A 23715-nucleotide genomic window follows, 5' to 3' on the forward strand; every position below is an offset into this window, starting at 1 on the left:
GTCAATCGGTTTGGATTGGGGTTAGTACTTGCTTGCTTTCGCCAATTCACGCACCGCCTGCTTGCGCCGTTCGCTGTCTTCATGGCCCTTGGCCAGGGCCGACCACTCCGGCCGGCTGCGGGCTTCCTTCAGCGCCTCCGGCAAGGGGCCACGGCGCAGCGTCTCATCGTCGGGGTGGTCCAGCCGCAGCGGCGCGCGGGCTGCGTGGCCACGACGTTCGAGCGCGTCGATCAGTTGTCTTTGGCGCAGCGCCAGCAGGCGCAGCACCGCGTCGTCGACGCTGATCTCGCGCCAGCCGCGCAGCTTGCCGGCAACGCGCTTTCCGAGCTTCTCCACGCCCTGCCACAGTCCGCCGGCGGCGGCGCCGATCAGCATGCCCGTGCCCAGGCTCAGCCCCGCGCTGAGCAGGTCCACCGCCGCGCCGGCCATGGCGCCCGCGGCGGCGCCCATGCCGACCTGCACGCCCATGTCCTTGAGCGCCTGCGGGTGGAACAGGTCCATGCCCCAGCGCTCACCTTGCAGCGGCAGCGCGTCGTCATCGAAATCGGACGCACGGAAGTTGTAGAGCGCCAGCAAGGCGGTGACGCAGGCCTGTTCGCGCTGGCGTACCTGCTGGCGCAACTGCCGGGCGGCGGCCGTCAATGCGGCTTCGTCGCTGGGACTGGTGATGCGCAACGCGGCCACGTCGATCAGCAGGTCGGCCAGCAGTTCGAAGGCCGCGGCGTGGCGTTCGCGCCGTTGGCGCGCCAGCGTATCGGCCAGGCGCGCCAGGGTGTCGGCGTGGCGATCCAGCAGCACGCCCAGCTTGGCGTACAGCTGTTGCTCGCCATCGAGCGGCGGCGCCACGGTGTCGAATTCCACCGTCGCGTGCAGGCCCAGCCGCGCCAGCGCGTCGCGCCATTCGGCGGCGCGATGCGCGGGCGCATTGACGAAATTGAGCACCGGCAGCAGGGGCCGGCCGCAGGCGGCCAGGATGGCGAGTTCGTCGCGATGCTTGCCCAGCACCGGGTCGCGCGCATCGATCACATACAGCGCCGCATCGCAGTCCAGCATCTTCTTGAGCACGCGCGCTTCCTGCTCGTAGCGCCCGTGCGCTTCCGGCGTGTCGAGAAAGCGCCGCACGCGCGCCGGCCCGTCCAGCCGTTCGCCGGGCTGGCCCAGGCGCTCCAGGTATTCGAGCAGGGCGATGCTGTCTTCCATGCCGGGCGTGTCGAACCACTCCAGCACCGCGCGTCCATCCAGGCGCAGGCGCGCGCCTTCCACGTGGCGGGTGGTGCCGGGCTGGTCGGCGACGTCGCCGAAGGTGGTGTCGCGGGTCAGCGTGCGCAGCAGCGAGGTCTTGCCGGTGTTGGTGTGTCCCACCACCGCGACGTTGATGACGCGCTCAGTCATGGCCCTGCTCCAGCCAGGCCAGCGCCGCGGCGCCGGGCCCGAAGACGGCGCCGGCCGCCAGCCCCAGGGCGGCCAAGCGTTCGCGCCACAGCGCTTCGCGGGTGTCGGCCGCGGCCGGCGCCAGCAGCCAGACGCGGGTCTGGCCGGCGTGCGCCGCCAGCTCGGCGATCAAGGCCAGCGTGCCGCGGTCGGGCGTCTGGCGCGCATCGCAGGCGATCAGCAGGCGCGAGGCGGCGGCCTGAGACAAGGCATCCAGCAGGTGGTTGCGCTGCTCGCGCGTGTCCAGGTTGCCCGCCTGGCGGATGGACGCGGCCGGGACGGCGGGGGGCCAGTGCAGGTCGGCGGGCAGTTCCAGTCCCATCAGCACCGGCTGGCCGCCCAGCGCGGCGGGCAGCGGCGCCGCCACGCGCGGCTGGTGCAAGGGGTCGACCGGCCGGTCGATGCCAGTGGACTGGGCCGGCGGTTCGAGCCGGTCGCGCAGCGCGGCGTAGCCCGCCAGCGCGGGGTCGATGGCCAGGCCGCGCAGGGCGCGCCGGGTGACCAGCAGGCAGGCCAGCCAGGCCAGCAGGCGCGGCACGATGCCGTAGGTCACGAACACGCCGATCAGCCACCACGACCATTGCACCTGGGCATCGGCGCCCAACGCCTGGACGCCGTCGCTGGCGCGCACCATGGCGGCGTCCGGCAGCGGAAAGCCCAGTTGCGACGGCAGCCAGCCGACGACCTGGGTCAACCACACGAAAGTGTCCGGCGCCAGCAAGGTGGTGGCCCAGATGAAGCGGTAGCTGGCGGTGGACAACAGCGCCAGCAGGGTCGCCAGCGCCGCGCCCAGGCCCGCCAGCCAGAGCCCGTGGCTGACCGCGCCGAACAGGCCGCGCAGGGCGCCGGCGCGGGCCAGCAGGTTGAGGAAGGCCTGCGGCACCAGCGCGCTGTCGGGGCCGCGCGCCAGCTTGCGGGTGGCCCAGAGCCACAACCGCCCGAGCGGCGTCATGGCCGCGGGCCGCAGCAGGAAGCTGGCCAGCCACAGGACGAAGGTCAGCAGGTGCAGGCCGAGCAAGGCGGCCAGCGCCCACAGCACGTTGACGGCGCGGCCGCCATCGCCGAGGGCGCCCGCCGCCACGCCGGCGCCGGACAGCAACGCCAGCAGCAACAGCAGCGCCAGCACCGCGAATGCGCTGCGGCGCCAGCCGTCCACCAGCGGAACCAGGTTTTCGCGCTGCGCCAACGCTTGCGCGCGCGCCAGGATGCGGGCCGGCAGCGGGATGTCGAGTTGTCGTACCCGGCGCACCACGGCGGCGTCTTCCAGCGGGCCCCAGTGCGCTTCGCGCAGCCGGATCAGTTCGGCCAGCCAATGGGCGCGCAGCGGCGCCGGGTCGAAGGCCTCGGGGGAGGTGGAAACGTCGCGGGAAGTCGGCGATGGCATCGCGGGCGGGGCAGGCGATCAGGCCGCGAAGGGCGATGCGCCATTGTAGACCGCGCGGCGGCCGGCTCAGTGCTTGCGGTGGGCGGCGCGGTATTGGCCCGGGGTGACGCCGACGGCGTCGCGGAACACGCGCGACAGATGGCTGGCGTTGCCGAAACCGGCCGCCTGCGCGATGCCGGCCAGGTCGCCCTTGCCGGCCGCCAGCAGGCGGCGCGCGTGAGCCAGGCGGCGGGCGCGCACCCAGGAATGCGGCGGCTCGCCGAACGAGGTGTGGAACATGCGCGCGAAGTGATAGGTGGACAGCGCGGCCACGCCGGCCAGTTGGTCCAGCGTCAGCGGCTCGGCGAGGTGCGCGTCGACATAGTCCATGATCCGCCGCCGCACCGCCGGCGCCAGCCCGCCGCGCGCCGGCGCCACGGCCTTGCGCGACACGCCCTGGTTCAGCAGGTGATGCAGCACGGTCTCGGCCGCGCTGCTGGCAGCCAGGCGCTCGGCGGGCGCGGTCCAGTCGCTATCGAGCAGCGCCCGGCACACGTCGGTCAGCGACTCGTCGTGGATGTAGGTGCGGTCGCGCAGTTCCAGCGCGCGCGGTTCGCAGTCGAGCCGCATCACGGCCTCGCGCGCCAGCCGTTCCGGCGCGATGTACAGGTGCAGGAAATGCACCGTGTCGTTCATGCACCAGCGCGAATAGTGCTCGGCCGGCAGCACGCAGAATTTGCCCGCGCCGCCGTGCAGCGGATTCCCGACCCGGAACGACTTCTCGCCGCCGTGCAGGTACAGCGACAGCGTGTGGTGTCCAGGCATGTCGTAGCCCAGCGTTTCGTGGGCGCTGCGACCCCATTGCGAAATGGCGATGCCCTCGCCCAGCGAGGCGGCACGCGCCAGTGTCGCGCTGGAGGCGGACAGCGTGCGAAAGACGGAGAAGTCGGACGGTGCCGAAGCGGTAGTGCCCATGGAACTGAAATGCTACTGCGATCGCCGCGCGCGTGGCACGCGCGGGTGCGGAAAAACCGCAAGAACCGGCAATTTTTTCGTCCGCCGCGGGCGCAGACTGGGCGTCGGAGCCCGCGATTTTCGCGGTGCCGGATGTCATGTCCTTTTTGGCCCTGCCGAGCGTCCCAAAGTGAATCTATTCCTGTATTTCCTGACCGTCGTCATCTGGGGCACCACCTGGATCGCCATCAAGCTGCAGCTCGGGGTGGTGGCGATTCCCGTGTCCATCTTCTACCGCTTTGCGCTGGCCGGCCTGGTGCTGTTCGCCGCGTTGCTGCTGACCCGTAAATTGCAGCGCCTGGATCGCCGCGGGCATGCGTTGTGCCTGGGCCAGGGGCTGTGCCTGTTCTGCCTGAACTTCCTGTGCTTCTACACGGCCACGCAGTGGATTCCTAGCGGCCTGGTGTCGGTGGTGTTCTCGGCCGCCACGCTGTGGAACGCATTGAATGCGCGGCTGTGGTTCGGCACCCGCATCGCGCCGCGCGTGATGGTGGCGGGGGTGATCGGCTTCACGGGTCTGGTGCTGCTGTTCTGGCCCGAGCTCGCGGGCCAGGAGGCCAGCCGCGAGACGCTGCTCGGACTGGGCTTCGCGCTGCTGGGCACGTTCTGCTTTTCCACCGGCAACATGCTGTCGTCGCTGCAGCAGCGCGCCGGCATCCGCCCGCTCACCGGCAACGCCTACAGCATGCTGTACGGCGCCGCCGTGTTGCTGGCCGGCTGCCTGGTCGCGGGCGTGCCGTTCCGTTTCGACACCTCCACGGCCTATGTCGGCGCCCTGCTCTACCTGGCGATTCCGGGGTCGGTGATCGGCTTCACCGCCTACCTGACACTGGTGGGACGCATGGGCCCGGCGCGCGCCGCCTATTGCACCGTGTTGTTCCCGGTGGTGGCGCTGAGCGTGTCGACCTTCGTCGAGGGCTACCAGTGGACGCCCGCCGCCCTGCTCGGGCTGGCGCTGGTGATGTTCGGCAACCTGCTGGTCTTCACCAGGTGGTCGCCGTTCTCGCGCCGCGTGGCGGCTTGATCGACATGGGCGCGCGGCGCAAGTGTGCTAGGCGCCCTGGCGCGACAACGCGCGCAGCGCGTCGAGCAGGCGGTCGATCTCCTCGTCGCGGGTCAGGTAGCTGACCGAGGCGCGCGCGATGTGCGCCAGGCCGCGCGCGTTCATGTCCAGCGGCGTGTACGGCGCGCCGTTGCTGCCGATGGTGATGCCTTGCGCGGCCAGCGTCCGCTGCACGGCGGCAGGGTCGTGCCCGGCGAGATTGAACGACACCAGGCCGGACAGTTCGCGGCCCTGGTCCAGCACCTCGATGCCGGCAATGGCGCGCAGCTCCGCCCGCAAGGCCTGGGCGACCAGGTCGATGCGGGCGCGGATGGCTTCCAGGCCGATATCGAGCGCTTCCTGCAACGCATTGGCCAGGCCTGCGCGCAACGCCATCGAAGCTTCGGCGGATTCGAAGCGCGTGGCATCGTCGCGCAGTTGCGGCTCGCCGTCGGCGCCCAGCGGCGCCGAATGGGTGTCGACGAACGCGGGCGCCAGGCGCGGCAGGAATTCGCGCCGCACATACAGCAGGCCGGTGCCGCGCGGGCCGCGCAGGGCCTTGCGGCCGGCGCCGCTGAGGACGTCGCAACCGACCTCGGCCACGTCGATCGGCACCTGTCCCACCGCCTGCGCCGCATCGATGAAGTACGGCACGCCCGCGGCGCGTGTGACGCGGCCGATGGCGGCCGCCGGGTTGATCAGGCCGCCGTTGGCCGGCAACCAGGTCAGCGCGACCAGGCGCACCCGTTCGTCCAGCATGGCGCGCAGCGCATCGGCGTCGACACAGCCGCTGTCATCGGATGGAATCGTCTCGATGCTCGCGCCCGCGCGTTGTGCCGCCAGCCGCATGGCGGCAAGGTTGCCGCCCCATTCATGGCGGCCCACCAGGATGCGGTCGCCGGGGCGCCAGGGTCCCAGCGCGGCGAATGCGGCGCCCCACCCTGGGGAATTGCCGCCGGTCAGGGCGATCTCGCCTGGCTGGGCATTGAGCAGTTGCGCGGCCAACTGGCGCGCCTGCTCGGTGTGGGCGCGCGCGGCCACGCCCGCCTCCATCGGCCCGTGTTCGGCTTCGCGCCGCAGGTGGGCCTGGATGGCATCGAGCGTGGCCGCCGACGGCAACGATGCGCCGGCATGGTTGAAGTGGACGGTGGTGCGCGTGCCGGGCGTGGCGGCGCGCAGCGCTTCGAGGGTGGCGGCGGTGAGGACGGCGGCGGGCATGAGGGTTCCAGGAAAAACGCGCCGGGCTTGCGTCCGGCGCCGGGGCATCAGGCGGGCGTCAGTGCGACGACGGCTTCCACCTCGACCGCCACGCCCTGCGGCAGCGAGGCCACGCCCACCGCGCTGCGCGCGTGGCGGCCGGCATCGCCGAACACTTCCACCATCAGGTCCGAGGCGCCGTTGGCGACCGCGCTCTGGCGATTGAAGTCCGGCGTGCTGGCGACGAACACGCCCAGGCGCACCACGCGCGCCACGCGATCGAGCCGGTCGCCGGTGGCGGCCGCGATCTGCGCCAGGATCCCCAGGGCCGACAGGCGCGCCGCGCTGACGCCGTCCGCTTCGGAAATCTGGTTGCCCAACTGGCCCAGGAACGCCGCCTTGCCGCCTTCGCGCGAGATCTGGCCGGAGATGTACAGCAGATTGCCCTCCTGCACGAAGGGCACGTAATTGGCGGCGGGCGCGGCGGCGGCTTCGAGCACAAGGCCGAGTTCGGCCACGCGGCCGGAGATCGTACGGGTCATGGAATCACCTGTGAGACGGAAAAGGGAAAAGACGACCCCCATGCTATCGGCGCGCGCCGTGCCTGACCAATCAATTATTGCGAACCACGTATGAGTAAAAGTAATGCATCAACCGTCGGCCGCCGCCTGCGCCAGCCACGCCTGGAATGCCACGGCGGCGGGTGCGGCCTGGCCGCGCGGACTGACGAACCACCAGCCGATACGCGGATCGTCCAGCGCGGTGCCCGGCAGCGCCTCGACCAGCGCGCCGCTGGCCAGTTGCGCGGCGATCAGGCGATGCCGGCCCATGGCCATGCCCTGTCCGGCCAGCGCCGCTTCCACCACGATGTTGTAGTCATGCAGATGCACGGTCTGGGCGCGGCCCAGGTCCAGGTCATGTTGCCGGGCCCAGGCATCCCACTCGAACGGCAATTGCGCGTGCGAGACCAGCAGGGGATAGCGCAGCAGGTCGGCCGGCGCGCGTGGCCGTCGCCGTCCCGCCACCAATGACGGCGCGCACACCACCGACAGCCGTTCCGGCATCAGGCGTCGCGCCCGCAGGCCGGGCCAGGTGCCGCGGCCATAGCGGATCGCGACGTCCACTTCACCGGCCGCCACGTCGGCCAGGCCGATGGCGGGCAGCAATTGCAGGTCAATGTCCGGATGGGCGCTGGCGAAGCCCGGCAGGCGCGGCGCCAGCCAGCGGGTGGCGAACGAGGCCAGCAGCCCGACCTTGAGCGTGTGGCGGGCGGCGGCGGGCGCGCGCGCTTCGTCGGTGCCTTGGCGCAGCAGTTCGAACGCCGCGTGGACCCGCTCGTAATAGGCCTGTCCCGCCGGCGTGAGGGCCACGGCGCGGGTGCGACGCTCGAACAGCGTCACGCCCAGTTCCGCCTCCAGCCGCTGGATGTGGTGGCTGATGGCGCTTTGCGTGACGAACAGTTCTTCGCCCGCCAGGCTGAAGCTCAGGCGCCGGGCGGCCGCCTCGAAGGCGCGCAGCGAGACCAGGGCGGGCAGGGAACGGTTGGAGCGCATGGGACGGCGGAGAGGGTGGGCCGGAGAGGGAGTACCCGGTTCACGCCTCATTCTCGCAGATCAACGGCGGGCGCGGAATCGGGTCAGGTTGGCCGCGGTGATCGGCTTGCTGCGCAGCACTTCATGGCGCACGATCTGCAACGCTTGCAGGCGCGCCGGCTGGTCCGCCGGGACTTCCCAGCGGCTCCCGGAAAGCGGCGAGGCTGGATCGAGAAGCCTGAAGGTCAGGTCCGTCAACAGGTAGGAGGCCGTCGCCTGGGTGTCCTGGTGCGTTTTCGCGGGCCAGCCCGCCAGGTCGCCGGTTTCACAGATCCAGAGAATCACATTCACGGCTTCGGCCTGGTGCGCCTTCATGACCGCGATGTCCGGCAGCGCGGCGGATGCGTCGCGAACGATCCAGGGAATCTTCTGCAACAGGTCGAACACGAGTTCAAAGGCGGCCTTTGAATCGACGGATTTTGTCTGGGTGGGCATGGGGAGGTAGGGCCAGGGTGTTACGGATGACTCGACGTCAATCGTAAAACCATTCCGGCCCGCCGCCCGGCTGTGGGGAGGTGTGCAATTTGAGACGCGAAGGGGGCACGGGGCAGCCCAATTAGCCCCGAACAATCAACGGGTTATCCACAATTCGGGGCCGATGACCATTTGAGACTGATCGGCCAGGAAACGCCTCAATCTGCGAATGAATGCGCGTTATTTGAGACGGCCTGCGTCAAAGCGCTTTCTTGCACGCGGACAGGCTGCCCCAGAGGTCACGCTCTGCCTGCCGGCTGGCTGGCATCACCTTAAGGTCGTTTAGGGAATATCCGTTGCTCAGGTTGGAGCGGTAAAAGTGGTACCAGTCGCCCAAGGCCTGGCCTGCGTGTTCACATGTCGAATAGGAAGGAATCCAAGGATTCTTCAGCTTGGCCCCCTGGACGCCAAAGACATAGGCAACATCCTGGGCGGTAAACAACTGCCATTCCTTCTGTACGTACTGACTTCCGGCCCCCATGAAGAACTCGGCGTCGTTCGCGTTTAACGCGGTCTGAATCCGAGACGCGGCGCGGCGAATCACCGCCTCCGCTTCGGTGGCAGCCTCCTTCGTCTCGCTCTTAGTCCAAGCGCGCACTACAGATGTTCCAGCGGCACCATCGGCCACTATGAACCGGACGGCCGCCGCATCTGCTGGCCCGGCTTCGGCGGCTGTTACACCAGCCGAATGAGCAGCCATAAGAGCAAGGAACGACGCAACCAGAAAACGCCGCGCTGGTTGCGAACTCGCCATTTCCCAAGAAACCGTTCCCATAATCACAAGCCCTTGATAATAAAAGAAAAAAATACAAGCCTTAATTCTATGCTGGTTGCGCGAATCGCTTCCGAATTAGTAGGTGTCATCGTTCGCCGCCTGCCTTCCGGCGCGCGGAAATTTCGCGCGCCAGTACAGCCCCCGTGGCTTCTATCGCCCTTTTGCCGGCTTCGGCAGTGTGACGATAGTTGTCGATCAGGGCTTCCTCTCTAGCGGTTAGAACCGTCGCAGGCGGTGGCGATGGGTGGATGGTCAATATTTTTTTACCCGTGACCACGAAGTTAATGTCTGCGCCTAGCTCCGCAAACATGGCCAGATACTCGGCATTGGGAAAGGTCTTGCCCTTCTCATAGCTAATCTGCACCTGCTTTGACGTACCCGCGTGCGCCGCCAGAGCTGTCTGCGACAGCCCCAGCCTTTCCCTCTCAGCGCGTAGCCGGTCCCCTATGGTCATGAAAACAGCCCCTAAACACAGATTGACAGGTAAAGATTTCTTTACCATAATCCAACACAGTCAACCTTTTAACAACGCATTCCAACACGACTGCGATGAAAAAAAATTCCGCTACTCCGGCGTCTCCTCGCCGTGTCCCGCTCCGGGACCTGGCTTGGTTCCGCGCGAACGGCGTGGCCATAAGCGCATGGTGCCGCCAGGAAGGTCTTAGCTATCACGTAGTCAGAGAACTTCTGTATGGCCGCAATAAGGGCGTTCGCGGGGAGTCGCATCGAGCCGCCATCGCGCTAGGGATCAAACCTGATCCCAAAACCCTTTATGAGGAAGGCGGGAAATGACTATCGTCAAAGTATCGGATGTCCTTGTAACACAACGGTTTAACGCTGGCGAGGCACCGACAAACGCTACGTTCACCGCATCCGAACTTCTGAGCTTTGGGCTGGCATGCTTGCCGTCGACTTTGCCCAACATCGGTCGCCGCGCACAAGCGGAAGGATGGGAATTCGTTGAAGTTCCTTCCGGCTCGGGGGCTGGCGCGCGCGGTATCGTTCGACGCTATTTCCTCCCCGCGTACGTGCAGGCTGCCTTGTCGCTGAAGCGGTCGCAAGAAGGCGGCCGCGTCGTCGATGCAGCAGGAACGACAAGCGCAACGCCGTCACTCTCGGCACGCCAGCGCGCGGTCGCCGAGGCCCGCGCGTCGATCCTCTTGCATGTCCATCGCCTGGCAGCCATGGAAGGCATGAGCAGCGCGGTGCAGTCCACGATTGAAGCCGCCCAAAAACAACAGTTGCCGCCCGAGCTGTCGGCAGCGCTAGCCCTGGCCAACAACAAGGCGGGCCAAAGCCGCACCCTGACCCGCGCAACCCTGTACCGCTGGCTGTCCAAGTTCGACCTCACGCAGCCCAACGCCGTTGACCTGCTGGCGCCGGCCGACGCCGGCCAGGCCCGCCGTGGCAAGTGGCTGCGTCACGTCGTCGCACCCTGGGCGGAAACCGTCCTAAAACTCTACCAGCGCCCGCAAAAGCCCACCTTGCGCTGGGTGCATGACCAATTGCCGGCGCATCTGCCCAAAGGCGTGACGCCGCCCAGCTATGACACCCTGCGCCGCTTCATCGCGCAAATGGGTAACGTCGCCGTCGAACAGGGCCGCATGGGCCCGCGCGAGATAAAGGCCATCAAGCCGTTCGTACGCCGCGACACATCCAAGCTCTGGCCAGGCGATATCTACATGGCCGATGGCCACGCATTCGACGCTGAGGTGGCACACCCCCGCCACGGTCGTCCGTTCCGTCCAGAAATTACGACCGTCCTGGATACGGCAACGCGCAAGGCCCTAGGCTGGTCGACCGACCTGGCCGAATCCGGCCTGGCCGTGCTGGACGCCCTGCGCGTAGCGACGCAAAACGGCGGCATCGCCAGCGTGTTTTACGTCGACCGAGGCGCGGGCTACATCAACGCCATGATCAGCGGCCCTGGTACGGGCCTGCTGTCCCGCCTTGGCACGACGCTTACGCATTCCCTGCCCTACAACTCGCAGGCCCGAGGCATCATCGAACGCGCCCATCAATCCATTTGGGTCCGAGCCGCCAAAGAGCTGCCCACCTACATTGGCAAAGACATGGACGCCGAGGCAAGCAACAAGGTCCACAAGCTGACACGACGCGACGTTAAGCGCCTGGGCGCCAGCCGTGCGCTGATGACCTGGCCGGACTTCGTGGCGTTCGCCGCTGACCAAATCGCGCAATACAACGACCGGCCCCATCGCGGCCTGCCGATGGTGGCCGATCCGGTTACGGGTAAACGCAGGCACATGACGCCCAACGAAGCCTGGCGCAAGGGCGTCCAAGAAGGTGCCGACCTGGTCCAGCTACAGCCGGCCGAAACGGATCATCTGTTCCGCCCGCAGCAGCAATGCCGCGTGCTGCGCGGTGAAATCCGCCTGTTCAACAACATCTACTTTTCGCATGAGCTGACCGAGTACCACGGCGAGGGTGTAAACGTCGGCTTCGACATCCACGACCCCAGCCAGGTATGGGTATACGACGCTGATGGCGTCCTGCTGTGCAAGGCGCAACTGGACGGCAACCGCCGTGACTTCATGCCGGAAAGCTTCCTGGAACGCGCAAGCCGCAAACGCGCCGAGGGTCGCAAACGTCGCTTGGAAGAAAAGCTCACCGAGGTCCACGACGAGCTGCACGGCGGTCCCGTGGTGTTGGAAAACAACCCCACGCAGCGGGCGCAGTTTGTAGCCGGCTACGACGCCCAGCGCTTGGTGGAGCCCATCGAAATTCAGGCCGTCGAATTGCACCCGGGCCAGCACGACCAGGTCGCCACGCGCCCCGCGTTCCTCAACCCTTCGGAGCGCTACGAATGGCTCAAAGCCGAGGGCAGCGCGGCGTGGACCGAATCAGATCAGCAGTTCCTACGTGACTACGTCGAGGACCCCGAAGGGTACGCGCTATTCGCCCAACGCTACGAGCTGCTGGGCCTGGACTGGACCGACGAAGACGAGCAGGAGTTGAACCGTTTCAACAGCCCCTCACGCAGGGTTGCGTGAGGTCTTAACGAAATGGCCCGGAAGGTGCGGGAACACCAACCGGGCCGGAAAAACTGACTTTGAGAGAGTCAGGAGGATATTACCCCATGAAAAAAGCCTTTGTCCAAAACAGCAATTACGTGCGCTTCGTGGAGGCGGTCAAGGCCGTCGAGCAGCGCGGCGCGCGCGAGGCGTCCATCTTGCTTGTGACCGGCCCGGCCGGCCTGGGCAAGAGCGAGACGGTTGACCGTTTCGCCATGGACACCAACGCCATTTACCTGCGTGCCAAAGAAACCTGGACCAAGCGCGGTTTGCTTTCCGAAATGGCCGATACCTTGAAGCTGTCGAGCAGTGGCCGCAACCAGGAAGTGCAGGCCCGCATCATCGGTCACGTCGCCCAACGCCAAACCCCCATCGTCATTGATGAGGCGGAATTCACTGTGCGCACGACCGCGTCCATCCTGGAATGCGTGCGCGATATCTCCGACCTCACCGAAGTCCTGGTGGTGCTGGTCGGCATGGAGACTATCGAAAGCCGTATTGCACGTTACCCGCAGATATCCAGCCGCGTGGCGCAGGTCGTTCACTTCCAGCCGCTGACGCAGCAAGACGTACTGCTGACCGCGCGCCAACTGGCCGAAGTCAAGATTGCCGATGCCGTCATCGCAGAACTGCATCGGCAATCGGAAGGCCGCATGCGCCTGGTCATGAACGGGATTGCCGCCATTGAGCGCTTGGCCACCACCAATGGCCTGGCCGAGGTCAAGGCCGAGAACATCAAGGATATCCCCCTGTGCCACGACTGGCAGGGTCGGCGCTCGCGCGTTCCTGGGAGGGTTGCATGAGTCACGTATGGACATCGCAGGCCGTCATGGCGGCGCTGCATCGGCTGGTCGATGCCACCGACCTGGTCGACCTGGACAGCATCGCACGCGAATCCGCGCTAGACCGCAAACAGGTGGCCAATGCCTGCGACAAGCTGGTGACCCATGGCTATCTCGCGCGTCAGACCTACGCCGACGGCAAAGTAAAACCTGGCAAGTATCGCCTGACGGCCGAGGGCCGCATTGCCTTGGAGGCGGGCGCCAACCTCAAGAGCGGCCCGAAAGGGCCGAGCGGCAAGGCGCGCAACACCGCCGGCTCGCTGCGTGAAAAGGTCTGGCGGCTGCTGCGCATCCGTCAAAAGGCTTCGGTGCCGGAGGTCGTCGCGCTGCTGTGCGATGGCGATGCGACCGAGAAGGAAATCGAGTGTGCGACCAACAACGTGCAGAAGTACCTGCGCGCGCTGCGCGCCACCGGCTACCTGGCCGACATGCGGCGCGAGCCGGGCAGCAAGCCCACCAGCAACGGTTTCAAGCGGTATTTGCTGGTGCGTGACACCGGCCCGCTGGCACCGACCCGGCGCGGCAAGGACTGCGTCTATGACCCGAACGAGGAACGCGAGTATGGCGTCGTGGCTTGATCTAGTGCGTGCCGAGGTCCAGGCATCCAACATCACCGAGACGGCCAAGCGCATGAATTGCTCGCGCTCCGCCCTGTCCCAGGTCATCAACCAATGCGGTCCCTACGGCACGGGCAAGGCCAGCGTGGCCAAGCTGGCCGAGAAGGCCATCCAGGCATTCACCAAGGTCCATTGCCCGTTCCTGACCGAGTTTCACGGCCAGGCCACGGTCATCACCGGCGCGGAGTGCCGAGGCCACGCCGACCGCGAAACCCCGCCCATCAACAACCCGCGCGAGCTACGCCACTGGCGTGCATGCCAAGCATGCCCGCACCGCGCCAAGTACGTACACCAGCAGGCCCACCCCTCAACCGAGATCATCGGGGAATTTCAATGATGAACGCAGCGAACGATTCACGCATGGTCAGCGATCAATCCCTGTTCCGGGAAAGCGCCATCCACAAGCCCGCCATCCTCACCCTGGATATCCAGGCGCGCCTGGCCACGATCAACGCGGCATGCCGCGAACTGCGCAAGTTGGGCTTGCGCATCGCGGACCAGGACGTGGCACCGAACGATGACGGCGCCCCGGTGGTCGACCTCGGGCCAATCCTTCCCCACCAGGCCGAGCAGCTTATGGGCGCGGCTGGTGGCAGTACCCACAACGTCGCCACCCAGCGTCATAGCGCATCGGTGTTTGGCGTGCGCGCCATCTGGACGACCCCGCAGTAATCGCACAGGAGACGGATTCATGAGCAACCGACACGAAACGATGGCCGACGCGCAGGCCGATAACACGGCACACCGGGCCTTGTACGAGCAGTTGACGCAGGAAAACGCCGAGTGGACACCCGAGCTTGACCGGTGCGTGCGGGCGTACTTCGACCTGCAACAACCGGCAGACCCGGAGGAAAGTCCGCTCCAGATGTTCGCCAACTACGGCACCAGCTTGGGCATCGCCCAATCCCTGCATGCGATGGGCTGCATCTCGGAAAGCGCCCTGGGTCACATGTCGCGCTTTGCATCCAATCAGATGGGCAGAAAGCTGCTGCCCTGGAATGGCCGCGAGTTCGCGGTCAGCAGCGGCTACGGCACCCCGCCGCAGGCCCCCTCTTACCACTAAGCAGAAAGGAAACTGCATGAACACTTCTATCCCCAGCGGCTACCGCCAACGCGCGGACGGTAGCCTGGTCCCCGAGTCCATGGTTAGCGACATCGACAAGCTGCGCGACCAGACCATCGAACGCATGATTGCCGCCGTGAAAGAACAGAGCGCCAACTTGGCCCGGCTCAAAGGCTCCGTCTTTGCTGACGTGGAATCGTTCGTTGCGATCAGCCAGGAACAGTACGGCGTGAGGGCCGGTGGCAAAAAAGGCAATGTGACTCTGACCAGCTACAGCGGCCGCTACAAGGTCGTGCGCCAGGTGCAGGAGCGCCTGACGTTCGATGAGCGCTTGCAGGCCGCCAAGGCGCTGATTGACGAGTGCATCATGGACTGGTCCGAAGGCAGCCGCGACGAGATCAAGGTGCTGGTCAACGATGCGTTCCGCGTCGACCAGGAAGGCCAGATCAACACGGGCCGCGTGCTGGGCCTGCGTCGATTGGAAATCAAGGACGAGAAGTGGCAGCGCGCGATGACCGCCATCAGCGATAGCGTGCGCGTGGACGGCAGCAAGCCCTATATCCGCTTCTACGAGCGCGCGGAAGGGTCGGACGAGTACGTGGCCATCCCACTGGACTTTGCGGCGCTCTGACGCGCCTACATGCCCCTTGGCCCCGACCTACCGTCAGCCGTCGACGGGCGCACGCGGGTAAACGTGCGCGGTTCAGGACCCTGGCCGGGCGGGGTGTGTGCGGCCCCGGCATTTTCTGGAGCATGAAACGATGCGTGAAAGCATGGAAACCGAGCTGGGCCGCGAAGTCCTATGCACAGGCTGTAAGTGCTTCTGGCCGGCCGATGGCGAGTTCTTCTTTATGGATCGAGGCCGGCCCCGCTCGCGCTGCCGAGCCTGCGACAAAGAGGACCCCGAGCGCCAGGCGTACCTGGCCAACCATAGGCGCAAGCGCACCCGGGCACAACGGGCTGCGGTGGGTCAATAGAGGATAGAGCGTGGCGAAACCGCCGGAAGGCGGTCTGTCAGATGTGGTGGTCTGGCACTGATGAGCAGCCAAAGAGGAACCCGAGATGGCCACAACCAAAAAGCAAGGCGGCGCAATGTGCCGTGTCACCATCGGCTATCAAGACTTCTTGATGCCGGCGGACAAGGGAATGCGCGTGCTGGAGGCGATGCAGCACGCCATCGGATGCGACCGCGACTACGTCGGGCACGATGAGCAATTCATCGCGAAGGAGCAGCCCCGCGTGGAATTTTCCCTTGTGCGTGCGGATCAAATCCGAATGCCCGAGGGATACTCGGAACCGGCGAGTGGGCGCAAGCGAACACCCCGCGCCGTCCAGGTAAACCCCACGCGCCGCCTGGAGCTGAAGTAATGAACGCCATTGTCAAACGCATGCAGCCCAAGCAAGGCTCCCTGATGTTGGCGCGCAAGAAGGCAATCAGCGCTATCCACGCGCTCAAGAATCAGGCTGGCATGAGCGAGGACGAGTACCGCACCATGCTGCGAGCGCAAACCGGAAAAGGCAGTTGCTCGGATATGGACATCGTGGAGCTGCGCCGCGTCCTGGACCACTTCGCCCGCCTGGGCGTCAAATCCGTGGCACGCAGGAAACTGGACCGCGTGGGCATCTCTCGCCAGCGTCTGCTGGCCAAGCTGACCGCCCAGCTATCGGCAGCCGGCCGGGACCGTAGGTACTTGGACGGAATGGTCAAGCGCATCGCCAAGGTGGATGCCTTGGAATTCTGCGATGAGCAGGCGCTTTCCAAGTTGATCGCTGCCCTGGCCATCGATGCTGAACGACATGGACGGGCTTATCCGTGAAAAGCCCCGCCGCCAGCCCTATCGAACTGTCCGAGGTTTCCAGCCTGTTGCCGCCCATCGTGCAAACGCTGATCGGGGTAATTGGCCTGCGCGCAACTTCGGACCTGGTGCGTCAGCTTGGCGGCACGACCTTTGAAGTGCCTATGCGGCAAACCCGGGATGGGGAAGCAAAGTTTGAAGCGCTGGCCGAAGTAATCGGGCCGGACGCCGCGGCGGCCATGGTACGGCACTTCGCGGGCGACAAACTCTATATCCCGCGCTGCCGCGCAGCGCTTCTTGAATACACCTATCGCCAAATTCGGCAGACCTTCGACCGCCTTACGCGCGACACGTCGGCGGTTCAGGCCGTCGCGGTGTTGGCCGTGCGCTACGGCTATGCCGACCGACACATCTGGTCGATTCTCAAAATGTCCGACCGCCACGGCGACGGCGAGAACGCCATCCGGGCCGCTGGCCAACTCGGGCTGTTCTAAGCCCCCCCACCTACTGAAGTAATTCACGGCGCGCCATAAGGGCCGCGCTGGGATAGTCGTGTCCAGCAACTATTGGACACGAATATGCACCCTGACAAGACTTCCGAGGCCGGCGTCTCCCTCATCGAACATTTCGAAGGGTGCCGCCTGATCGCGTATTGGGACGCTACCGGCAAGGTCTGGACAATCGGCTGGGGCCACACGGGCCTGGACGTATACAAGGGCCTGGTCATCACGCAAGCGGTTGCGGACGCCATGCTGGCGCAAGACCTCATCGAGCGTGAGAACGCCGTCAAGAAGTTCTTTGACGGAGTCCCCCTCACGCGCGGCCAGTTCGATGCGCTGGTGTCATTCCTCTACAACGTCGGCCCCGGCAAGCGCGGCATCAAATCCGGCCTGTTCGTGCTGACCAACGGCCAGCCGTCCACCCTGGCCCGCAAGGTGCTGGCCCGCGACTACGTAGGGGCCGCAGAGGAATTCCTGAAATGGATTTACTCGGGTGGCGTGCCGCTGCGTGGCCTGGAGCGTCGGCGCCGCGCCGAGCGGCAATTGTTCCTGACCGGGGCCTGGTCGTGAAGCGCCGCCCGCGACTGACCAAGAGCTGGCGCCGGCTCCATCGCTCCTACACCGTCATCCTCGGCCTGGTCCTGGCGGTAGCATCGGCCGCCTACGAGCTGCTGCCGCTGTTCCGGTCCCTAGTGGATGAATCCCGCTTCGCCTGGATTTCGATGGCGCTGGGCGTGCTGATCGCAGCCCTACGCTACGTGGATCAGCCCTGCTTGCAGCAACCCGTGAATCCTGCCGACGACACCGAGGGCAAGCAATGATTGCCCGGCTGCTGTCCTGGCTGGGCATCGACGCCACCACCGCCTGGTTTGTGCTGGTGGTGGCCGTCGGTGTGGGCGGTTATATGCACGGCTATGGGTATGCCACGACGCAGGCGCAGGCCAGCCACAACGCCTATCTCGCCCAGCAGAGCCAGGCCACGGCCGACGCCCAGGCCAAGCATCTGCGCGAGCTGCGCGCCGAGCAAGAGCGCGGTGACGCCCTGTCCGAGAAGCTTCTTTTCGCCAACGCGGAAAACGCCAAGCTCTCCAATGACCTCAAGAAGCGAGTCCCCCATGTCTCAACTGTCTATATCGAAAAGCCCGGTGCGGCACCTGTTGCCCTGCCTGATCGTCCTTTCACTGTTGGCTGGGTGCGCGACTACAACGCCGCCCTCGGCATACGAATGCCCCAAGCCCCTGCGGCTGCCGGCCCCGCTGCGCGAACGGCCGCCGGCATTCAAGCCGCTGGTGCCCTCGGTGGAATCGACCCCGCAGACCTTGCCCGCAGCACCGTAAGCCAGGCCGACGTGCTGGACAACCACATCGACAACGCCGCCGTCTGCAAGAAGCTCGCGGCGCAGCTCAATGCCATCTTGGACCTGGATGAAGGGAAGACGCCATGATGATCGAGATCGGCGGCGCGCAACTCTTTAGCGTCGTGGTGATGGTCATTGCCGGCCTGGTCGGCATGTGGACTCGTCGCGTGCAAAGCGATCAGAAGGAAAACGCGCAACAGGTCGCAACGCTCAAGGTCCAGGTGGCCGAGCTACGCGAACAGCTCGCGCGTGAGGCGAGCGACTATGCGCGGCGCAGCGAGCTGGAAGCGCTTATGCGCCGCATCGAAGAAAAGCTAGACCGCATGACCGACAAACTGGACTCCAAACAGGACAAACAAGCATGACCGCCAAAGACAAGCCCAACGACGCAGGCCCCGACGAACAATTGCAGCTACTGCGCCGCGTGGACGGAAAGCTCGACAACCTGGACGGCAAGCTTGACCGCATGCGTCAGGAAGTGCGCAAGGACGCCGTGGTGTACGGCGCTACCGCTGGCGGTTTGACGGGCGGGATTATCGCCGTGGGCGTGGCCCTGGCCAAAGCAAAGTTGGGCCTGTAGCGCATGGCCCATCCCAAGGAAACCCGTGACGCGGTACGGCGTGCCTACGTGTACGACCGTTTGTCGCTGGAAGTGTCGGCCCTGAAGGCCGGCGTTTCCTATGCGACTGCCGCGCGCTGGAAAAGCCAATCCGCCAAGGACGGCGACGATTGGGATAAGGCGCAGGCCGCGCAGCTTCTTTCCGGTGGTGGCATCGAGAACATCGCCCGTCAGATGCTGGCGGGCCTTGTCATGCAGTACCAGGCGACGATGGACGCGGTAAGCGTTGACACCGACATCAAGCCGGCCGCCAAGGTACAGATGCTGTCCAGTCTCGCCGATGCGTACAACAAGACGGTATCGGCGTCCAAGCGCATCTTGCCGGAAACCAGCGAGCTGGCCACGGCCATGCAGGTCGTCCAACTGCTGGCGGAGTTCATCCAGCAGAACCACCCCAAGCACGCTACCGCGTTCGTCCAGATTCTGGAGCCGTTCGGCGAGGTGCTGGCCAACAATTTCGGCGGGTAGCGCATGGCTCGCTTTGAAATCAAGGCCAAGCGAACGAGCCGCAAAGCGTTCCTCACCGAGGTCATGCAACTGGCCGCAGGCATGCGGGCCATGATTGAAGCCGAGGTTTCCGGCTTCAATCCTGACCCCGAGGTCGCGCGCGAGCGCAGGGCCAGGGCATGGGACGATTTTGAGTATTTCGCCCGTACCTACTTTCCGCACTACATCAGCAAGGCAAACAGCTTGCTGCATGATTACCTGTACAAGCGACTGCCGGCGATGGTCGCCGCGCCCGACTCGCAATCGGACGTGATCGCCGCGCCCCGTGGCGAGGCCAAGTCGACCATTACCAGCCAGATATTCGTTCTTTGGTGCGTCATTACCGAGCGCAAGTGGTATCCGGTCATCGTCATGGACGCCTTTGAGCAATCGGCCGTGATGCTGGAGGCCATCAAGGCCGAGCTGGAAAGCAACCCGCGCCTGGCTATGGACTTTCCCGAGTCGGCGGGCCAGGGCAGCACCTGGCAGGTTGGCAAGATCATCACCAAGAACGGCCGCATGGTGGAGGTGTTTGGCGCGGGCAAGCGGATTCGTGGCCGTCGCCACGGGCCGCACCGCCCCGACCTGGTCGTGGGCGATGACCTGGAAAACGATGAAAACGTCCGCTCGCCCGAGCAGCGCGACAAGCTGCAAGGTTGGCTGGCCAAGTCGGTCATGAAGCTGGCCGGCCCGGGCGAGAAGCTGGACGTGGTCATCATCGGCACTGTCCTGCACTATGACTCGGTGCTGTCGCGCTTGCTCAAGAACCATTTCTGGCGCGGCATCAAGTTTCAGGCGGTCATCACGTGGCCCAACCGTATGGACCTGTGGGACCAATGGGAGGAGCTGTATCGCAACGAGGGGCCGGACAACGCGCGCCTCTTCTATGCGGCCAACGAAGCCGAGATGATCGAGGGCGCGGTGGTGTCCTGGCCGGCCGCCCGCCCCATCCTGTCGCTGATGATCATTCGCGCTCGGGACGGGCATGACGCCTTCGATTCCGAGCTGCAAAACGATCCTGTCGCGGGTGACAACGCTCCATTCGCTGGCGTCATCACTTTTTGGGTGAACCGCCTGGCGGATTGGCTTTTCTATGGCTCATGCGATCCGAGCCTAGGTAAGGCCGGGAACCGGCGCGACCCATCCGCGCTGCTGGTGGGCGGCTTTAACCGTGTCACGGGCATCCTGGACGTTGTGGAAGCCAAGATTGGCAAGCGCGTGCCGGACAAGATCATCAGCGACGTGATCGCCCTGCAACGCGAGTACCGTTGTCTCCTATGGGTGGTGGAGGCGGTCCAGTTCCAAGAATTTCTGCGCACCGAGCTTGTCAAGCGATCCGCCGAGCGCGGCGTCCCCGTGCCGGCGCGAGGCATCACGCCATCCTCAGACAAGGATTTGCGCATCGCGTCGATACAGCCGCACGTTGCCAACGGCCTCATCCGTCTGCATCCGTCGCAAAAGACCCTCAACAGCCAACTGACCCATTGGCCCATGGCCGATCACGACGACGGCCCCGACGCCCTACAGATGCTCTGGATGGCCGCTACGACTGGCTTCGGAGTTTTTGAATACACGCCCGCTAACAAGCGCTCCCATGACGCGAAAGACGATGACGTCACAGACGTCGCCTGGCGCGACGTGGGGGCCTGGTAGGAAACCCTATGACTCAACTCGTTGACTCCCGAGGCCGCCCGATAAACCGGGAGGCCCTGCACGAACCCCAAAGCGCCCGCCTGGGATGGGTGCCGCGTGAATGGGCCGAACATCCGTCACGCGGCCTGACCCCGCAACGTCTGCATCGCATTCTGGAGGATGCCGAGCAAGGCAACATGGTGGCGCAAGCTGACCTCTTTTCGGACATGGAGGAAAAGGACGGACACATCATGTCCGAGATGGCCAAGCGAAAGCGCGCCATCCTGACCTTGGATTGGGAGGTCCACGAACCGCTCAATGCAACCGACGAGGAAAAGCGCGACACCGCCATCGTGCGCGAGCTGATGTCGGAGCTGCCCGCGTTCGATGAATTCACGCTGGACTGCATGGACGCGGTGGGCCATGGCTTCGCCCCGATTGAGGTGGAATGGCACCAGGTTGGCCCCTACACCTTGCAGCGCGCCTTTCATCACCGGCCGCAGCGCTGGTTTCAGACGCTGCCCCATGACGGCAATGCGCTGCGTCTGCGCGATGGCACGGCGCACGGACAGGAGCTTTGGCCCCTGGGGTGGGTGGTCCACCAGCACAAGGCCCGTTCGGGATACCTGACGCGGGCGGGCTTGCACCGCACCCTGGCTTGGCCGTACCTGTTCAAAAACTATTCCGTCCGCGACCTGGCCGAGTTCCTGGAAATCTACGGCTTGCCGCTGCGCGTGGGCAAGTATCCGGCCGGCACGACCGATAGGGAGAAAGCCACGCTCCTGGCTGCTGTCGCCGGAATCGGCCACAACGCCGCCGGCATCATCCCCGATTCGATGGTGATCGACTTTCAGAACGCGGCCCAGGGAACGCAGGAACCCTTTGAGGCCATGATTGCCTGGTGCGAGCGCACGCAATCGAAAGTCATCCTGGGCGGTACGCTGACCAGCCAGGCCGATGGGAAATCGTCCACCAATGCCCTGGGCAATGTTCACAACGAGGTCCGCCACGACTTGCTTGTGTCCGACGCCCGCCAGCTCGCCGCCACGGTCAACCGGCATGTCATTGGCCCGATGCGCATGCTCAATATTGCCGGCGCGGCCGGCCGACGCCCGCCGGAGTTCCGCTTTGACACGCGGCGTTTCGATGACCTGCGCACGCTGTCGCAGGCGCTACCGCGCCTGGTTGACGCCGGCATGCAGATCCCCGTGGACTGGGCGCATGAACGGGCCAACATCCCCAAGCCTGCGGCTGGCCAGGCCGTCCTGGTTAAACGGCCATCGCCAGGCGCGGCCGATGCGGCTGGGCTGGCTGCGGCAACTTCCCAGCTCGGCGCTGCCGTGGCAGCACTGACGGGGACCGCCGGCACAGCGCCGGCCGGCACGGCGACGGCCACCGGCCAGGTCGCGCGCTTGGCTGCGCAGGCCGCCCCGACCATGGACGACTGGATCGCCAAGGTCCGCGACCTGGTCGACCAGGCCAAGGACCTGCAGGAAGTCCGGGACGGGCTGCTGGCCCTGGCTCCCGAGATGGCGATTGATGAATATGCGGCGCTGCTGGCCGAGGCGCTGACGGCGGCGGCGCTGGCTGGCCGTGTCGATATCCTGGACCAGGCCCGTGGCTAGCCCGACCCTTGCCGTGGGGCGGGTCCCTTTCGCCGAGCAGATCGCCTTCTTTCAGCGGAAGGTGCCGCTGCCGTCCGAATCCTGGACGCAGCTTTACACGGCGGGCCATGACCACGGCTTTGTCATCGCCGGAGCCACGCGGGAAGCGCTGGTGCAGGACTTCTTTGAGTCCGTGGAAAAGGCGATATCCGAGGGCAAGTCGCTGGAGTCCTTCCGCAAGGACTTTGACCGGATCGTGACGGCGCACGGCTGGGACTACAACGGCTCGCGCAACTGGCGCAGCCGTGTCATCTACGAAACCAACATGTTTACGAGCTTTGCCGCCGGCCGGCGCGAACAGCTCTTGAGCATGACAGAAACGCATCCGTACTGGATGTACGTGCATTCCGACGCGGTCAAGCACCCTCGGCCGGAACACCTGGCGCTCGATGGTCTGGTCTTGCGCTGGGATGATCCGTTTTGGGACACGTTCTTTCCGCCCAATGGCTGGGGGTGCCAGTGTTCGATCCGAGCGCTGACCGAGCGGCAATTGCGCAAGCTGGGCAAGGACAGCCCGGACCAGGCCCCGGACATTCCCGTGCATGAGGTGGTCATCGGCCAGCATGGACCAACCCCGCGCACGGTGCGCGTACCCGAAGGGATAGACCCCGGCTTTGAATACGCGCCTGGCGCAACGGTGCCGCAAGGCGTCCTCGGCCGGCGGGCGGAGGACGCGATGCAACACGCGCCCGACCTGGCGCCGTCCCGGTGGCAACCAGTGTTGCCCGGCCCGCCCAGCTCGGCCGGAAGGCCGCAGGCCATCCCCACCACCGCCGCCCCGATCCTGCCCGGCGACGCCGTTAAAACGACCGCGCCGTGGGTTGACCAGGTCGCGCAGGTCTTGGGCGGCCAGGCGCGCCTGGTACGGTCCCATGACATCCCTATTGCCCTGGTCGCCCAGGCGCTGGCCGCGCCCTTGGCCAGGGAGGCCGAACCCTTGCCGCTGCTGGCCATCCTGATCGACCTTCTGACCAAGCCCTGGGAGGTGTGGCAAAACCTGTTCCGCGACCGCATGTCGGGCGCGTATGTGCTGCGGACGCATTTCATCAAGGGCTACCGCCAGGCCGATGGCACCGAGACGGCATTGGTCGCACAGGTCGGTTCTGGCTACCTGGAGGCATGGGCGCAGTTGCCTGTGACCAACAGCCCGGCGCTGGCCCGCCTGCGTCAAGGCAACCTCTGGTACGGCGCGGCCGACGCCGAGACGCAATAGGAGCCG

30 protein-coding genes and 1 other RNA gene are annotated in these 23715 nt (G+C 65.8%); 22 read left to right on the forward strand and 9 right to left on the reverse strand.

The features are described from left to right. Window positions 1-21: 21 nt before the first annotated feature. From DK459_RS00520 to DK459_RS00530, 3 genes are all read right to left on the reverse strand, one after another. A complete protein-coding gene (locus DK459_RS00520) occupies window positions 22-1392 on the reverse strand; it encodes a GTPase/DUF3482 domain-containing protein (protein ID WP_024067410.1) in 1371 nt (456 codons plus the stop codon). Then, window positions 1385-2815: a DUF2868 domain-containing protein gene (locus DK459_RS00525; RefSeq protein WP_020925634.1), complete on the reverse strand. Its 1431-nt coding sequence runs from the start codon at window positions 2813-2815 to the stop codon at window positions 1385-1387. Before DK459_RS00525 ends, DK459_RS00520 begins: the two co-directional genes overlap by 8 nt. A gap of 66 nt (window positions 2816-2881) precedes the next feature. Next, complete coding sequence (locus DK459_RS00530) at window positions 2882-3769, reverse strand: helix-turn-helix domain-containing protein (protein WP_006388030.1); 888 nt, start codon at window positions 3767-3769, stop codon at window positions 2882-2884. Between the two features lie 169 nt (window positions 3770-3938). On the opposite strand from DK459_RS00530, the gene DK459_RS00535 reads away from it, so the two are divergent. Further along, entirely contained in the window at window positions 3939-4832 is an 894-nt protein-coding gene (locus DK459_RS00535; protein ID WP_026383381.1) for a DMT family transporter, read from the forward strand. 27 nt (window positions 4833-4859) lie between these two features. Here DK459_RS00535 and DK459_RS00540 read toward each other — a convergent pair whose 3' ends face one another. The 6 genes from DK459_RS00540 to DK459_RS00565 form a co-directional block, all read right to left on the reverse strand. Then, window positions 4860-6068, reverse strand: coding sequence for an aminotransferase class V-fold PLP-dependent enzyme (locus DK459_RS00540; RefSeq protein WP_024067414.1), 1209 nt, complete (start codon window positions 6066-6068; stop codon window positions 4860-4862). A gap of 47 nt (window positions 6069-6115) precedes the next feature. Beyond that, window positions 6116-6589, reverse strand: coding sequence for a RidA family protein (locus DK459_RS00545; RefSeq protein ID WP_020925631.1), 474 nt, complete (start codon window positions 6587-6589; stop codon window positions 6116-6118). A gap of 108 nt (window positions 6590-6697) precedes the next feature. Beyond that, complete coding sequence (gene gcvA / locus DK459_RS00550) at window positions 6698-7600, reverse strand: transcriptional regulator GcvA (protein ID WP_049053478.1); 903 nt, start codon at window positions 7598-7600, stop codon at window positions 6698-6700. A 60-nt stretch (window positions 7601-7660) separates the two neighbouring features. After that, window positions 7661-8074, reverse strand: a complete 414-nt coding sequence (locus DK459_RS00555) for a hypothetical protein (protein WP_006388035.1) — start codon at window positions 8072-8074, stop codon at window positions 7661-7663. Window positions 8075-8312: 238 nt separating this feature from the next. Next, entirely contained in the window at window positions 8313-8867 is a 555-nt protein-coding gene (locus tag DK459_RS00560; RefSeq protein ID WP_146221860.1) for a hypothetical protein, read from the reverse strand. Between the two features lie 106 nt (window positions 8868-8973). Further along, entirely contained in the window at window positions 8974-9342 is a 369-nt protein-coding gene (locus tag DK459_RS00565) for a helix-turn-helix domain-containing protein (RefSeq protein ID WP_110134387.1), read from the reverse strand. Between the two features lie 95 nt (window positions 9343-9437). Here DK459_RS00565 and DK459_RS31150 point away from each other — a divergent pair, with 95 nt between their 5' ends. From DK459_RS31150 to DK459_RS30905, 21 genes are all read left to right on the forward strand, one after another. Next, on the forward strand, window positions 9438-9680 hold the full coding sequence (locus DK459_RS31150; protein WP_110134353.1) for a DNA-binding protein: 243 nt from the start codon (window positions 9438-9440) through the stop codon (window positions 9678-9680). After that, a complete protein-coding gene (locus DK459_RS00575) occupies window positions 9677-11899 on the forward strand; it encodes a Mu transposase C-terminal domain-containing protein (protein ID WP_110134354.1) in 2223 nt (740 codons plus the stop codon). Before DK459_RS31150 ends, DK459_RS00575 begins: the two co-directional genes overlap by 4 nt. Before the next feature lie 86 nt (window positions 11900-11985). Further along, a complete protein-coding gene (locus tag DK459_RS00580) occupies window positions 11986-12723 on the forward strand; it encodes an AAA family ATPase (protein WP_110134355.1) in 738 nt (245 codons plus the stop codon). Further along, window positions 12720-13340, forward strand: coding sequence for a hypothetical protein (locus DK459_RS00585; RefSeq protein ID WP_146221861.1), 621 nt, complete (start codon window positions 12720-12722; stop codon window positions 13338-13340). Before DK459_RS00580 ends, DK459_RS00585 begins: the two co-directional genes overlap by 4 nt. Continuing rightward, the gene (locus tag DK459_RS00590) at window positions 13324-13716 is read left to right on the forward strand and encodes a hypothetical protein (RefSeq protein ID WP_146221862.1); all 393 of its coding nucleotides are present in this window, start codon (window positions 13324-13326) and stop codon (window positions 13714-13716) included. The genes DK459_RS00585 and DK459_RS00590 overlap by 17 nt, the downstream gene beginning before the upstream one ends. Beyond that, entirely contained in the window at window positions 13713-14051 is a 339-nt protein-coding gene (locus DK459_RS00595) for a hypothetical protein (protein WP_146221863.1), read from the forward strand. The genes DK459_RS00590 and DK459_RS00595 overlap by 4 nt, the downstream gene beginning before the upstream one ends. Window positions 14052-14070: 19 nt before the next feature. Then, window positions 14071-14442 carry a hypothetical protein gene (locus DK459_RS00600; protein WP_110134359.1) on the forward strand — a complete coding sequence of 124 codons (372 nt, stop codon included), beginning with the start codon at window positions 14071-14073 and terminating at the stop codon, window positions 14440-14442. Between the two features lie 16 nt (window positions 14443-14458). Next, entirely contained in the window at window positions 14459-15073 is a 615-nt protein-coding gene (locus DK459_RS00605) for a DUF3164 family protein (RefSeq protein ID WP_110134360.1), read from the forward strand. Window positions 15074-15430: 357 nt separating this feature from the next. After that, an RNA gene (locus DK459_RS00610) (hammerhead ribozyme type II) lies at window positions 15431-15493 on the forward strand. Window positions 15494-15504: 11 nt separating this feature from the next. Continuing rightward, the gene (locus DK459_RS00615) at window positions 15505-15810 is read left to right on the forward strand and encodes a hypothetical protein (RefSeq protein WP_110134361.1); all 306 of its coding nucleotides are present in this window, start codon (window positions 15505-15507) and stop codon (window positions 15808-15810) included. Further along, window positions 15810-16259 (forward strand): regulatory protein GemA, encoded by a 450-nt coding sequence (locus DK459_RS00620; RefSeq protein ID WP_110134362.1) that lies wholly within the window; start codon window positions 15810-15812, stop codon window positions 16257-16259. Before DK459_RS00615 ends, DK459_RS00620 begins: the two co-directional genes overlap by 1 nt. After that, on the forward strand, window positions 16256-16732 hold the full coding sequence (locus DK459_RS00625) for a Mor transcription activator family protein (RefSeq protein WP_233256735.1): 477 nt from the start codon (window positions 16256-16258) through the stop codon (window positions 16730-16732). Before DK459_RS00620 ends, DK459_RS00625 begins: the two co-directional genes overlap by 4 nt. An 84-nt stretch (window positions 16733-16816) precedes the next feature. Beyond that, complete coding sequence (locus DK459_RS00630; RefSeq protein ID WP_110134363.1) at window positions 16817-17308, forward strand: lysozyme; 492 nt, start codon at window positions 16817-16819, stop codon at window positions 17306-17308. Further along, complete coding sequence (locus DK459_RS00635; protein WP_110134364.1) at window positions 17305-17559, forward strand: hypothetical protein; 255 nt, start codon at window positions 17305-17307, stop codon at window positions 17557-17559. Before DK459_RS00630 ends, DK459_RS00635 begins: the two co-directional genes overlap by 4 nt. Continuing rightward, on the forward strand, window positions 17556-18182 hold the full coding sequence (locus DK459_RS00640) for a hypothetical protein (protein ID WP_110134365.1): 627 nt from the start codon (window positions 17556-17558) through the stop codon (window positions 18180-18182). The genes DK459_RS00635 and DK459_RS00640 overlap by 4 nt, the downstream gene beginning before the upstream one ends. Continuing rightward, window positions 18179-18460 carry a hypothetical protein gene (locus DK459_RS00645; RefSeq protein WP_054489728.1) on the forward strand — a complete coding sequence of 94 codons (282 nt, stop codon included), beginning with the start codon at window positions 18179-18181 and terminating at the stop codon, window positions 18458-18460. Before DK459_RS00640 ends, DK459_RS00645 begins: the two co-directional genes overlap by 4 nt. Next, window positions 18457-18675, forward strand: coding sequence for a hypothetical protein (locus DK459_RS00650; RefSeq protein WP_110134366.1), 219 nt, complete (start codon window positions 18457-18459; stop codon window positions 18673-18675). Before DK459_RS00645 ends, DK459_RS00650 begins: the two co-directional genes overlap by 4 nt. Window positions 18676-18678: 3 nt before the next feature. Beyond that, entirely contained in the window at window positions 18679-19182 is a 504-nt protein-coding gene (locus DK459_RS00655) for a DUF1804 family protein (RefSeq protein WP_110134367.1), read from the forward strand. A 3-nt stretch (window positions 19183-19185) separates the two neighbouring features. Continuing rightward, window positions 19186-20853, forward strand: coding sequence for a phage terminase large subunit (gene terL, locus DK459_RS00660; protein WP_110134368.1), 1668 nt, complete (start codon window positions 19186-19188; stop codon window positions 20851-20853). An 8-nt stretch (window positions 20854-20861) separates the two neighbouring features. Next, window positions 20862-22457, forward strand: coding sequence for a DUF935 domain-containing protein (locus tag DK459_RS00665; RefSeq protein ID WP_110134369.1), 1596 nt, complete (start codon window positions 20862-20864; stop codon window positions 22455-22457). Further along, on the forward strand, window positions 22450-23709 hold the full coding sequence (locus DK459_RS30905; protein WP_233256736.1) for a phage minor head protein: 1260 nt from the start codon (window positions 22450-22452) through the stop codon (window positions 23707-23709). Before DK459_RS00665 ends, DK459_RS30905 begins: the two co-directional genes overlap by 8 nt. Window positions 23710-23715 lie beyond the last annotated feature (6 nt).

The organism is Achromobacter sp. RW408 (assembly GCF_003184165.1).
Lineage (GTDB): Bacteria > Pseudomonadota > Gammaproteobacteria > Burkholderiales > Burkholderiaceae_B > Achromobacter > Achromobacter xylosoxidans.